The organism is Pseudomonas sp. JC1203 (assembly GCF_056175065.1).
The window spans coordinates 177220-189594 of sequence record NZ_JBWCAM010000011.1 but is presented as its reverse complement, the minus strand read 5'-3'; the positions used below and the strand labels follow the sequence as shown (position 1 = coordinate 189594).

Below are 12375 nucleotides of genomic sequence, written 5' to 3'. Positions count from 1 at the left end.
CGGTGATTGTGGCGGTTGTGCAAAGGGCAGGGCGCGGAGCGTTCGAGGCCTGAATGCCCGCTTTTGGCTATGGCTTTAACCGGTGGACGGCCAGCCCCAACGCCGAAGCCGCTGCCGCAGGCTGCGCTGGCCCTCAACCACACTGGAAATTTTCAGCGTACCCATAGGCCAGCGCAGTCTGTCGGCAGCGGCTACAGCGCGTGGCTGGGCCGTAGCCGTCGGATGGAAAGGAGGTTTCTGCGTCAAGCATCCTTGTCCGGCAAACCCTGACCCAGCGCCAACCTTTGCCCCGCACACCCCAGATCGGCGGAATAGCCGCCAAACACCCGCTTTGTAGCCTGACCGTCACAAATGCGTAACGGCGCTGATGCAAACTATGAAGACCATCAAACGGAGCGCTTTTCGATGATCAGCCTGATGAAGTCTGCCGCACTCGCCGTTACGATTTCTCTGTGTGCTACCTCGGCGTCTTTCGCCACAGAAAGCATCCGTCTGACAGGTTCCGGCGCCAGTTTCCCGGCCCCGATCTATCTCGCCTGGTTCAAGGACTTCAGCAAGAACAGTGCTGGCGTCACGGTTGACTACCAGTCCAAGGGCAGTGGCGCGGGTGTCCAGGACTTTCTGAACAAGACGGTCGATTTTGCTGCCAGTGACTCGGCCATGAAGGCTGAAGACATCGCCAAGGTGGGCGAGGGCGTGCAGCTGTTACCCATGACCGCCGGTGAAATCGTGTTGGCCTATAACCTGCCGGGCAACCCCAAGGGGCTGAAGTTGCCACGCGATGTGTATTCCAACATCTTCCTCGGCAAGATCACCCAATGGAATGACCCACAGATTGTTGCGGCGAACCCTGAGCTGAAGTTGCCTGCCACGCCTATTACCGTGGTCGTGCGTGCGGACTCCAGCGGTACCACTGCGGTGTTCACCAAGCACTTGTCGGCCATCAACCCTGGCTTCAAGGAAGCGCTGGGTGAAGGCAATACCGTCAACTGGCCGGCCACCGACAAGTTCATCAAGTCGCCCAAGAACGATGGTGTAACCGCCACTGTGCGTCAGACCCCGGGCGCCGTCGGTTATATCGAATACGGCTTCGCCAAGTTGGCCAAGGTCGACTTTGCCGAGTTGCAGAACAAGGCTGGCCAGTACGTGGTGCCGAACGCCGAAAGTGGCGCCGAGGCGCTGGCGGCGGTGAACATGCCGGAGAACCTGGTGGCCTGGCTGCCCGACCCGGAAGGCGCCAAGTCCTACCCGATCACGTCCTACACCTGGTTGATCTTCCGCAAGGACAACGCCAACCCGGCCAAGGCCAAGGCCATGCGCGAGATGGTTGAGTACAGCCTGACCCACGGCCAGAAAATCGCCGACTCCATGGGCTACATCCCGCTGCCACAGCCGGTTGTCGACCAGGTGCGCAAAGCGTCCGCCAACATCCAGTAACACCTGCCAGGCAACGCCAGGCGTGGCAGGTCAGCCATGCCTGGCGCGTTTATTCCCAGCTTCGGAATTCGCCTATGAACACGCCTTTTGCCATACCGGACAGCCCCGGTTCCGCTTGCCGGCCACCGTCCGCGAAAGATTACCTGGTTGACCGCACGTTCCGTGCGCTTGCCCGCATCGGCGTGGTGCTGGTGCTGGCATTGGTCTTCGCCATTATCTATGAAGTGGGCCGCAAGGCACTTCCAGGCATCGAGAAGCATGGCCTGGACGAACTGCTGGGCAGCGTGTGGGACGTCAACCAGGGCAAGTACGGCATTCTTCCCGCGATCTGGGGCACGCTATACAGCGCGCTGATCGCCTTGCTGGTGGCCGGGGTCTTTGGCGTCAGCATGGCCATCTTCCTGACCCAGGACTTCCTGCCGGCGAAGCTTGCCGCGGTGTTTCGTACCATCGTCGAACTGCTGGCCGCTATTCCCAGCGTGGTGTACGGCCTGTGGGGCATCTATGTGGTGATCCCGGCCATTCGCCCGCTGACTGCCTGGTTGAACAGCGAGCTGGGCTGGATTCCTTTTTTTGGCACCACATTGAGTGGGCCTGGGCTGCTGCCGGCGGCGCTGGTGCTGGCCATCATGATTCTGCCGACCATTGCCGCCGTTTCGCAGGATGCGCTGGCCAGCGTGCCGATGAAAACCAAGCAAGCGGCCTATGGCATGGGGACCACGCATTGGGAGGCCATCCTCAAGGTGATGGTGCCATCGGCGGCCACCGGTATCTTCGGCTCGCTGGTGCTGGGCCTGGGCCGCGCGCTGGGCGAAACCATGGCCCTGGCCATGCTGGTCGGCAACGCAAATACCATCTCGCTGTCCTTGTTTGCCCCGGCCAACACCCTGGCCGCCTTGCTGGCCTTGAACTTCCCGGAAGCGGGGCCTAACGAGGTCGAGGCACTGATGTACGCCGCGTTGGTGTTGATGTTGATCACGCTGCTGGTGAACGTCTTCGGGTCGATGATCATGCTCTACGCCCAGCGGGGGAACCGCCAATGACCGACCTCACGAGCCCAGCCACCGCGCTGCCCAGCCTGCAGCGCAGATTCGAAGGGCGCGCCTTGCGCAGCCTGGTGCTGACCACGCTGGTGTGGTGCGGGGCCCTGGTGGCCAGCGTGCCGCTGATCTCCGTGCTGTACATGCTGATCACCCGCGGCGGTGCGCGCCTGAGCCTGGAAGTGTTCACCGAGCTGCCGCCCACCGGCTTCGAGACTGGCGGCGGTTTTGGCAACGCCTTGGTCGGCACCTTCGTCATGGTCGGCATTGCGGCGGCCATCGCGGTGCCGGTCGGCATCCTGGCGGCGGTGTTCCTCGCAGAGCTTGGGCCGGACAGCAAGCTGGCGAACGCCTCGCGCTTTGCCGCCCGCATGCTCACCGGGTTGCCGTCGATCCTGGCGGGCGTGTTTGCCTATGCGCTGGTGGTCATGACCACGGGTACCTACTCGGCGCCGGCGGGGGGTGTGGCGTTGGCGGTGCTGATGCTGCCGATTGTCGTGCTCACCGCCGAGGAGGCGATGAAGATGGTGCCCAAAATCATGAAAGACGCCGCCTACGGCATGGGCTGCACGCGGGCACAGGTGATCTGGAAAATTGTGCTGCCAACCGGCATGCCGGCAATCCTTACCGGCGTCATGCTGGCCGTGGCGCGCGCCGCCGGTGAAACGGCGCCGCTGCTGTTCACCGCGCTGTTCAGCAACTACTGGATCTACCACGACGGCAGCCTGGCGGTCATGAACCCTACGGCGTCGCTTGCCGTGCTGATCTACAACTTCTCCGGCATGCCCTTCGACAACCAGCTTGAGCTGGCCTGGGCGGCCTCGCTGGTGTTGGTGATGATCGTGTTGGTGGTGAACATCGTGAGCCGTATTTTCGGCAAGCCCAAGTATTGAGAGCCGGAGCACCTGAACATGAACGTACCGACTGCGCAAAAAGCCGTTCCCTTGGTCAGCCAGGCGCCAGTGGTCATGGACTGCAAGCTGGACAAGATTTTCTACGGTAACTTCATGGCGGTACGTGACAGCCATGTGCCGATCGAAAAAAACAAGATCACCGGTTTCATCGGGCCTTCGGGCTGCGGCAAAAGCACCGTGCTGCGCAGCCTCAACCGGATGAACGACCTGGTAAAAGGCTTTCGCTTCGAAGGCCACGTGCATTTCCTCGGGCAGGATGTGTATGGCAAGGGCGTCGACCCCGTGGTGGTGCGCCGTTACATCGGCATGGTGTTCCAGCAGCCCAACCCGTTCTCGATGAGCATTTTCGACAACGTTGCCTTCGGCCTGCGCCTCAACCGCTACAAGGGCGACCTGGGCGACCGCGTCAAGCACGCGTTGCAGGGCGCCGCGCTGTGGGACGAGGTCAAGGACAAGCTCAAGGTCAGCGGGCTGGCCTTGTCAGGTGGCCAACAGCAGCGGCTGTGCATTGCCCGGGCCATTGCCACCGAGCCACAGGTGTTGCTGCTGGATGAGCCGTGCTCGGCGCTCGACCCCATTGCCACCCGGCGGGTGGAGGAGTTGATGGTGGAATTGAAGAAGCAGTACACCATCGCCCTGGTGACCCACAACATGCAGCAGGCGATCAGGGTCGCCGACACCACCGCGTTCTTCTCGGTGGACATCTCGCAAGGCACGCGCACCGGCTATCTGGTCGAAATGGGCCCGACCACGCAGATTTTCCAGAGCCCGCGCGAGCAACTGACCAGCGACTACATCAGCGGCAAGTTCAGCTGAGGCGTGCAGAATGTGTGGGGGTGTGAATGCCAGCAACGCGTCGTCTTGACCTGCACGCGGTAACGCGTGCATTGCGCGATGTGCAGCAGCGCTTCGGCGAACTCAGCCAGCACTTCACCGAACCGCGAGACCCGTTTACCGACGAAGTGCTGCTCAATGTGGTTGAAGGCTATGCCTTGATTGACGACTATGTGGCACGGGATATCGACCTGTTCGACCTGCAGCACCTGGACCTGATGCTGGAGCTCAACGCCACGGTATTGTGTGGCCGTGACCCGGCACGCCGCCTGGAGTTTGCCCAGCACCTGGTGGCCACCGAGGCGCACTTCTTCAACAACGTCGAGGGCGGCATCAAGGGCTTGCACAGTTGGTACTGCGCGTACCGCAGCGATTCGGTATGGAAACGGGCCGCTGGTGTCTACGTGCGAATTCTCAGCAAGCCGCAGCTGTTTATCGAGGGTAACAACCGAACGGGGTCACTGATTGTCAGCTACCTGCTGATGCGGGCAGGGCAGCCACCGTTCGTGCTGACGCTGGACAACGCCGAGGGCTATTTCAACCCGTCCTCGGTCATCCGCAACTCTGCCAAGCATGGCGTCAAGGCGTTGTACGAATTGCCGAAGATCAAGAAAAAATACGCAGCCTTCCTCGAAGCGAAGGCGCCGGACCCTGCGACGTTCTTCCTGAGCGGCACGCCCGTGCCCATCTGCCAGGAGGGCCGCTGATGGGCAGGTACCCGCGCATACGCATCTCGTTCGACATCGATGACACGCTGGCCTGCCTGCCTCACCACAGCGCCGCCGAGCCCAGCAGGCTGCCTGCGTTTATTCATCGCTGGCTGGGCGAACCCCTGCGTAGTGGGGCGCGCTCGCTGTTCCGCGATTTGCGCCGTCAGGGTTGCAGCATCTGGATCTACACATCGTCGGGCAGAACACCGTCCTATATCAGGCGCTGGCTGTTGCTTTACGGCATCCACGTGGACGGGGTGGTCAACCGTGACCGGCACCAGCACGTGGTGGCACTGCGCGGGCTGGCGAATGCGCCGTCGAAGTTTCCCCCGGCATTCGATATCGACCTGCACGTGGATGATTCCGAGGGCGTGCTGATGGAAGGCGATGACCACGGCTTTCGCGTGGCGGTCGTGTGCCCGAGGGATGAGCACTGGGCGCGCAAAGTCCTGGAGGCCGCCAGTGGTGTGCAGCAGCAAGTGGCGTGGCAGCAATCATCGCCCACAAGAGCGCGCAGGGCAGCGGCAGAAGCTTCCAACTACCGCCATCCGCAGCCGTTATCCTAGCGCTGGAAGTACGCGAGAATCTCACAACCATTGCCTACCGGTACCTGCGCAATGGTTTTCCGCTTGCCAACGTCCACCACACTGACAGTGGCGGCGTTTTCGTTGGCCACCAGCAAATAATCCTCCGCGGGGCTGAAGCACCCGTCCAACGGCTTGTCACCCAGCTCGGCATTGAACAGCCACTGCAGGTTTTCATCGAAAAAACTCACTACCGGCTCAAAGTCGCCGATGACCGCCAGTATTCGGCCATCGGGACTGAAGCGCACCACCTGCCCGGGGCGCTGGTGCCCGGGCAGTTCGACGGTGCGCAGCAAGCGGTGCTGCTCGGTGTCCACCACGTACAGCACCGGCCGATCCTGTGCGGTGGCTACCACCCAGGGATGCAAAGGCGATGCGTCGATACCATTTAAAGGGCCTGGCATTGCCAGGGCTTTGGGAGCCTGGTCGGGCTCGCGCAGGTCGACGGCATACAGTTGGCCATCCTCTTCGCTTTCAGCCCAAAGCTGGTCTGCGTGGCGTAGCGGCGCAAGGCGGTGCACATTCTTCGAGGGGACGTGGATATGGCGCACGATCTTGTCGTGGGCAGGGTCTATGACGAGGATCGTCGCGCTGTTTTCACAGCACAGGTACACCAGGCCGTCACGGCCCAGGCGCCCGGTATGGGGTGACACGTAGGGCAGGGTGTCGATGAACCCGCTCAGGCGGCGGGTATCAAGGTCGATCACGGCGACCTGGTGGTTGGGGTGAGGGTTGTCACCGTGGATGCCATCGCCGTAGATGGGTACGTAGGCTTTGCGCAGCTGCTCAAGCACGAGCAATTCATGGGGGCGCGATGGCAGGTCGGTGATGGCGGCGAGGACTGAGAGGTTCGCGGGGTTCAGGAACAGGACCTGCTGGCCCTGTTTGTCGACGGCGATTATTTCATGTCCGGCACTGTGGTTGAGGTTCATCAGATTCATCCTGTGCTGATGGCAAGCAAGCGTTGAATGTAGTGATGGAGAGCCTCGCGAGGGCTTTAGTTCAAGTGGATTGCCCGGGGTTGCCGAGCGTATTTGTCTTGAACAGTTTCACCATCACTGTGCGCAGCCAGCGGTTCCCCGTGTCCAGGTGATACCGCGCATGCCAGTGCTGCTTCACTGAAAAGCCCTCTATCGCCACCGGGCAATCATGCACGCGCAGGCCATGGGCGGCGGCCAGGGTTTCACCGATGTGCCGGGGCAGGGTGGCGATCAGGTCGGTGGTGCCAATGATGGCGCCCAGGCCCAGGAAACCTGGGAGTTCCAGGATGATCTGGCGCTCGATGCCCTGACGGGCCAGGGCGGCTTCCAGCAGCTTCTGGCCGGTGCCAGCGGTGACCAGCACGTGGCCTTCGGCCTGGTAACGCGGCAGATCAAGGGGCGTGCCCAGGCGGGGGTGGGCCGCGTTGCTCAGGCAGACCCAGTCCTGGGGGAACAGCACCTGCTGGTACATGCCCCCGCCCAGCCAGGGCACGAAGCCCACGGCCAGGTCGGCCTCGCCAGACTCCAGGGCGCGCTCGGTGTTGCCATCGATGCGCGCGGCTTCCAGGCGAATGCCGGGCGCGACCTGGCGCAGATGCTCCAGCAGCCGCGGCAGCAGGGTGATGTGGCTGGCGTCACTGATGCACAGGCGGAAACGTCGTTGCGCGGTGGCCGGGTCGAAGTCCGGCGCGTGGCTGGTCAGCCTGCGCAAGGATTCCAGCACTTCACGGCAGGGTCCGATCAAGGCTTCTGCCCGTGGCGTGGGAGCCATCCCGGCGGGCGTGCGCACGAACAGCGGGTCATGCAGCTGCTCGCGCAGCCGGCCCAGCCAGATGCTGATGGTGGGCTGGCTTTGGCCCAGTTGTTCGGCGGCGCGGGTCACGCTGCGTGTGTCGTAGAGCACACTGAACAGCTGCAGCAGCTTGGGTTCGGGAAGCGCGAGGAAATCGACCATTATTAAAATTCGCAATAGAGCTATTGCGGTCATTGTATAGCTCAACAATGCCCCCGCGCATAGAGTGGCCCCACAACAACAGGAGGCCACCCCTTGAAAGTATGCATTCTGGGCGCAGGCGCGCTGGGCTGCGCCATCGGCGCGGCCCTGAGCGAGGCCGGCCACGAGACCTGGCTGCTCAACCGCAACGCGGGGCATGTCCACGCCATCAATGAACACGGCCTCAAAGTCCTGGACCAGCGCGGTGAACGCGCGGTTCAGATCAACGCCAGTACCCGCGCCGAGCAGATCGGCGCGGTGGACCTGGTGGTGGTGCTGGTCAAGTCCTTCCACACCGCCCAGGCCATTGCCGGCGCCCAAGCGCTGATCGGGCCCGACACCCTGGTGCTGTCGCTGCAGAACGGCCTGGGCCACGAAGACATCCTCGCCGACGCCGTAGGGCGCGAGAAGGTGCTGGCCGGCAAGACCTACGTCGGTGGCGTGCTGCTGGCCCCCGGCGTGATCCGTGCCGGCGTGGCCGGCAAGCACACCTACATCGGCGAACTGGACGGCAGCCTCAGCGACCGCGTGCAGGCCATCGCCGACGCCTTCAATGGCGCCGGCCTGGCCACCACCGTCAGCGAAAACATCGTCGGCACCATGTGGGACAAGCTGCTGGTCAACGTCGCCACCGGCGCGCTCACTGGCATCACCCGGCTGACCTACGGCCAGCTCTACAGCGAGCCGCTGCTCAAGGCCGTGTCGCTGGCGGCGGTGGCCGAAGCCATCGCCGTGGCCACCGCCGCCGGCGTGCAACTGAGCCTGACCAACCCCGGCGCCGCCTGGAACCTGGCCGCCGAGGGCCTGCCCGCTGCCTTCAAGACCTCAATGCTGCAGAGCCTGGAAAAGGGCTCGGTCACCGAAATCGATTTCATCAACGGCTCCGTCGTGCGCTGGGGCCAGCGCCACGGTGTGCCCACGCCCGTCAACGAGACCCTGGTGGCCTGCATCAAGGGCATCGAGCGGGCGATGACCGATCAACATCAACAAGAGGAAGCCAAATCATGAGCATCCCCAAAGCTTATGTCGAACATGTGGCCGTCTGGGTCAAGGACATCCACTGGCACATCCATTTCTTCCATGAGGTGTTCGGCATGACCCTGCGCGAAGTGCAGGGCACCGTCGAGCAGCCCATCCAGTACTGGACCCTGGGCGGCATGCAGTTCATGAGCAAGCCCGACCATGACGCACCCGAAGGCCGCCTCGGCCACCTGGGCGTGATGTGCGAAGACCTGGAATACGCCCTGGCCGCGGCCCATAAGTTTGACGTCACCGTCATGCCCCAAGGTCGCAACTGGCTGCGCCTGCCCGACGGCCTGGCGGTGGAATTCATTCAAGCCTCGCCGGTTGCCTGCGTGGCACAGGCTTTGGCCATTAACCCTCGTTCGTGAGCTGCCCTATGACCCTCCAAGAAAAATACTGGGACGACGCCCGTGAAGGCGACGAATGCACCAGCCCTGAATACACCGTCACCAAGGAACGCATCCTGGCCTACGCCGACCTCACCGGTGACCACACCCCGGTGCACGTCGACGAGGCCTACGCCAACGCCAGCCACTTCGGCTGCCTGGTGGCCCACGGGCTGTTCGGCCAGAGCATCGCCGATGGCCTCAAGACCCAGAGCGACTACCGCTTCCTGCCGGGCATGAGCCTGGGCTGGACCTGGGACTTTGTGCTGCCGATCAAGGTCAACGACGTGCTCCACGTGAAGTTCCGCGTGGGCAGCATTCGCGCCAGCAACAGCAAGCCGGGCTGGGGCATCGTCGTCCTGCCCTCGGAACTGATCAACCAGCACGGCCAGGTCGTGCAACGCGGTGAACACCGCCTGATGGTGCCACGGAGACCGCACGCATGAGCCAGCCACTGCCCCTGAAAGGCATTCGAGTCATCGACTACAGCCACTTCCTCGCCGGCCCCTACGTGGGCCGCTGCCTCGCTGCCCTGGGCGCCGAGGTGATCAAGGTGGAACGCCCCGGTAGCGGCGACGCCGGCCGCCAGCACGCCTTCACCCTGGACGAGCATCAGAGCGGCTACTTCCTGCAGCTGAACATGGGCAAGCAGGGCGTCAGCGTCAACATGAAGGACCCACGCGGCAAGGCCTTCATGCAGAAGTTGTGTGACTCGGCCGACGTGTTCATCGAGAACTACCGCCCCGGCGCCCTGGAAAAGCTGGGCCTGGGCTATGCAGAGCTGTCGGCGCGCAACCCCAAGCTGGTCTATTGCTCGATATCAGCCTACGGCCACACCGGCCCCGACGCCCACCGCGCCGGCTTCGGCCTGATCGCCGAGGCCAAGAGCGGCATCATGCAGATGGTCGGCAACCCCGGCGAAGCGCCGCCGCTGCTGCGTATTTCGCTGGGCGACATGTACACCGGCATCCACGCGGTGGCGGCCATCAACGCCGCCTTGCTGGGGCGGGTCAACAGCGGCCGCGGCCAACACATCGACATGGCGCTGTACGACACCCTGGTGTCCATGCACGAGTACGCGGTGCAGTGCTACACCCTTTCCAACGGCGAGATCGTGCCGCAGCAGACCGGCCACGACATGCCCACTTCCACCTTGTACGGCGTGTTCCGTGCCGCCGACGGTGACCTGGTGATCGCCGCGCAGGTGGACGATGCCTGGAAGCGCTTCGCGGTGATGCTGGAGGCCAATGGCGGCCCGGCGGGCTTTGGCAGTGACACGCGGTTCCACAGCCTAAACGGGCGCAACACCCACCGGGTAGAGATTCTCACGGCGGTGAAGGCCTGGGTCGCGGCCAACCCAGTGGCGCGCATCCTGTCGCTGCTGGACGAGATCGACGTGCCCAGCGCCAAGGTGCAGCGTATCGACGAGGTCATCGCCGACCCGCAGATCAAGGCGCGGAATATGGTCGTAGAGCAACAGCACCCACGTTACGGTACCTTGCGCATGCCCAACCTGCCGTTCCGTTTCTCCGACTGCGACACCACGATTCATCAGGTGGCCCCTGACCTGGGCGAGCACAACGCCCAGGTGGCGGCCGAACTGGGCTTCAGCGCGGACGAGATCGCGGCGATGCAGGCCGACGGCGTGCTGTTTTCTCATGGAGGTGAACAATGACAGACCGTTACAGCGTGATCGGGCGCCCGATCAACCACACCAAGTCGCCGCTGATTCATGGCCTGTTTGCCGAGGTGACCCAACAAGACCTCGAATACGGCGCCATCGAAGGCGAACTGGAAGGCTTCGAAGCCCAGGTGCTGGGCTTTCGTGACAGTGGCGGGCGCGGTATGAACATCACCGCGCCGTTCAAATTGCGCGCCTATGAGCTGGCCGATGCGCGCAGCGAGCGCGCCACCCTGGCCAAGGCCTCCAACGCGCTGAAGTTCGAGCACGGCAAGGTCTACGCCGAGAACTTCGACGGCATCGGCCTGCTGCGTGACATCGAACACAACCTGCAAGTGCCGTTGGCCGGCCGCCGCGTGCTGGTGCTGGGCGCCGGCGGTGCGGTGCGTGGGGCGTTGCTGCCGTTCCTGGCGGCGGGGCCTGCGCAGGTGGTCATCGCCAACCGCCATGTGGCCAAGGCCCATGCCCTGGCCGCTGAAGTGAATGATGAGCGTGTGCATGTCAGCGGCTACCCAGCGCTGGCCGGTCAACGCTTCGACCTGGTAATCAACGCCACGTCGGCCAGCCTCACGGGCGAGTTGCCGCCGGTGACCGCCGAGGTATTCGACGGCGCGCTGCTGGCTTATGAGTTAGCCTACGGCAAGGGCCTGACGCCGTTCTTGCGCCTGGCACGCGAAGCTGGGGTAGGGCACCTGGCCGATGGCGTTGGGATGCTGGTGGAACAGGCCGCCGAGGCGTTTGAATGGTGGCGTGGTGTGCGCCCCGAAACCCGCCCGGTGATTGATCGCCTGACCGTGCCGCTGGAGTAAAGCCGAGCACCCACCGGGGCGGGAACCCGGTTAGCTGGTACAATTGTGGCGTTTTCAGTCGATGTTTGTGCGGAATCACGTTGCATGAAACCCAGCTTTGAAAAGGTCCCCACCCCCGCCAACGCGTCGTGGACGCTGTTGCACCGGCGGCTGAGCGACGAAATTCCGTTCGAATGGCATCACCATCCCGAATATGAACTGACCCTGACCCTCAACAGCCGCGGCCACCGCTACATCGGCAGCGACGTGCAGCCCTATGACGATTGCGACCTGACGCTGGTGGGGCCCAACGTTCCCCATAGCTGGTGCTCTGCCGAAGGGGTCGACCCCGGCCAGCCGCACGTGGCCTTCGTCATCTGGTTTTCCGAGGCGTGGGCCCAGTCGTTGATGGGGCTGTTTCCGGAGTTGAGCCGGTTGCGCAACCTGCTGACGGCTGCCCAGTGCGCCCTGACGTTCAGCCCCGGCTTTGCCCGGGAGTTGCGGCCGGTCATCGAGGGGATGGCCGCGCAGGATGACCCACAGCGCCTGGTCTCGTTGCTGCAGGTGTTGACCCGTCTGCTTCACGACAGCGACGCGCAGCCTATTGCCCCTGACCAGTGGACGGCGGTTGCCAGCACTCAGGGCGAGGACGCGCGTCTTCATCGGGTTCTGGACCATATCCATGTGCACTACACCAAACCGCTGACGGTGCCGGCGCTGGCCGAGATGGCCTGCGTCAGTGTCTCGGCGTTCCACCGCATGTTCCGGCGCCACACCCGCGGCACGGTGCTGGAGTACATTGCGCGTTTGCGTATAGGCCGCGCGTGCGCGCTACTGCTGGCAACCGAGACCAACATCGCCACGGTCGCCGAGGCGGTGGGTTATTCCTCGGTGGTGTTTTTCAACCGCCAGTTCAAGGCGCACAAGGGCATGACCCCGACTGAATTTCGTCGTCAGCATGGCCGACGTTTTCTTCAGGGCGCCTGAGACGCTCCCGGCGCGAC

14 protein-coding genes are annotated in these 12375 nt (G+C 63.5%); 12 read left to right on the top strand and 2 right to left on the bottom strand.

Annotated elements, in window-relative coordinates; genetic code table 11:
- Positions 1–405 precede the first annotated feature (405 nt).
- The 6 genes from pstS to AC0SZ7_RS17970 all read left to right on the top strand — a co-directional run bounded on the left by pstS (position 406) and on the right by AC0SZ7_RS17970 (position 5501).
- The gene (gene pstS, locus AC0SZ7_RS17995) at positions 406–1437 is read left to right on the top strand and encodes a phosphate ABC transporter substrate-binding protein PstS (RefSeq protein WP_475505644.1); all 1032 of its coding nucleotides are present in this window, start codon (positions 406–408) and stop codon (positions 1435–1437) included.
- 74 nt (positions 1438–1511) lie between these two features.
- Complete coding sequence (pstC, locus tag AC0SZ7_RS17990; protein ID WP_475505643.1) at positions 1512–2480, top strand: phosphate ABC transporter permease subunit PstC; 969 nt, start codon at positions 1512–1514, stop codon at positions 2478–2480.
- The gene (gene pstA, locus AC0SZ7_RS17985; RefSeq protein ID WP_455924486.1) at positions 2477–3370 is read left to right on the top strand and encodes a phosphate ABC transporter permease PstA; all 894 of its coding nucleotides are present in this window, start codon (positions 2477–2479) and stop codon (positions 3368–3370) included. Before pstC ends, pstA begins: the two co-directional genes overlap by 4 nt.
- An 18-nt stretch (positions 3371–3388) precedes the next feature.
- Positions 3389–4207 (top strand): phosphate ABC transporter ATP-binding protein PstB, encoded by an 819-nt coding sequence (pstB, locus tag AC0SZ7_RS17980; protein WP_475505642.1) that lies wholly within the window; start codon positions 3389–3391, stop codon positions 4205–4207.
- A gap of 26 nt (positions 4208–4233) precedes the next feature.
- Positions 4234–4932 carry a hypothetical protein gene (locus AC0SZ7_RS17975; RefSeq protein WP_475505641.1) on the top strand — a complete coding sequence of 233 codons (699 nt, stop codon included), beginning with the start codon at positions 4234–4236 and terminating at the stop codon, positions 4930–4932.
- A complete protein-coding gene (locus AC0SZ7_RS17970) occupies positions 4932–5501 on the top strand; it encodes a hypothetical protein (RefSeq protein WP_475505640.1) in 570 nt (189 codons plus the stop codon). The genes AC0SZ7_RS17975 and AC0SZ7_RS17970 overlap by 1 nt, the downstream gene beginning before the upstream one ends.
- Here AC0SZ7_RS17970 and AC0SZ7_RS17965 read toward each other — a convergent pair.
- Entirely contained in the window at positions 5498–6451 is a 954-nt protein-coding gene (locus tag AC0SZ7_RS17965; RefSeq protein ID WP_475505639.1) for a WD40 repeat domain-containing protein, read from the bottom strand. The genes AC0SZ7_RS17970 and AC0SZ7_RS17965 overlap by 4 nt on opposite strands.
- 70 nt (positions 6452–6521) lie before the next feature.
- On the bottom strand, positions 6522–7454 hold the full coding sequence (locus tag AC0SZ7_RS17960) for a LysR family transcriptional regulator (protein WP_475505638.1): 933 nt from the start codon (positions 7452–7454) through the stop codon (positions 6522–6524).
- Positions 7455–7547: 93 nt separating this feature from the next.
- On the opposite strand from AC0SZ7_RS17960, the gene AC0SZ7_RS17955 reads away from it, so the two are divergent.
- The 6 genes from AC0SZ7_RS17955 to AC0SZ7_RS17930 all read left to right on the top strand — a co-directional run bounded on the left by AC0SZ7_RS17955 (position 7548) and on the right by AC0SZ7_RS17930 (position 12358).
- Positions 7548–8501, top strand: a complete 954-nt coding sequence (locus tag AC0SZ7_RS17955; RefSeq protein ID WP_475505637.1) for a ketopantoate reductase family protein — start codon at positions 7548–7550, stop codon at positions 8499–8501.
- Positions 8498–8884 (top strand): VOC family protein, encoded by a 387-nt coding sequence (locus tag AC0SZ7_RS17950; RefSeq protein WP_475505636.1) that lies wholly within the window; start codon positions 8498–8500, stop codon positions 8882–8884. Before AC0SZ7_RS17955 ends, AC0SZ7_RS17950 begins: the two co-directional genes overlap by 4 nt.
- An 8-nt stretch (positions 8885–8892) precedes the next feature.
- Positions 8893–9348 carry a MaoC family dehydratase gene (locus AC0SZ7_RS17945; RefSeq protein ID WP_475505635.1) on the top strand — a complete coding sequence of 152 codons (456 nt, stop codon included), beginning with the start codon at positions 8893–8895 and terminating at the stop codon, positions 9346–9348.
- The gene (locus AC0SZ7_RS17940; protein WP_473006623.1) at positions 9345–10577 is read left to right on the top strand and encodes a CoA transferase; all 1233 of its coding nucleotides are present in this window, start codon (positions 9345–9347) and stop codon (positions 10575–10577) included. The genes AC0SZ7_RS17945 and AC0SZ7_RS17940 overlap by 4 nt, the downstream gene beginning before the upstream one ends.
- The gene (aroE, locus tag AC0SZ7_RS17935) at positions 10574–11392 is read left to right on the top strand and encodes a shikimate dehydrogenase (RefSeq protein ID WP_475505634.1); all 819 of its coding nucleotides are present in this window, start codon (positions 10574–10576) and stop codon (positions 11390–11392) included. Before AC0SZ7_RS17940 ends, aroE begins: the two co-directional genes overlap by 4 nt.
- Before the next feature lie 84 nt (positions 11393–11476).
- Positions 11477–12358: a helix-turn-helix domain-containing protein gene (locus AC0SZ7_RS17930; RefSeq protein ID WP_475505633.1), complete on the top strand. Its 882-nt coding sequence runs from the start codon at positions 11477–11479 to the stop codon at positions 12356–12358.
- The last annotated feature ends 17 nt before the right edge of the window (positions 12359–12375 follow it).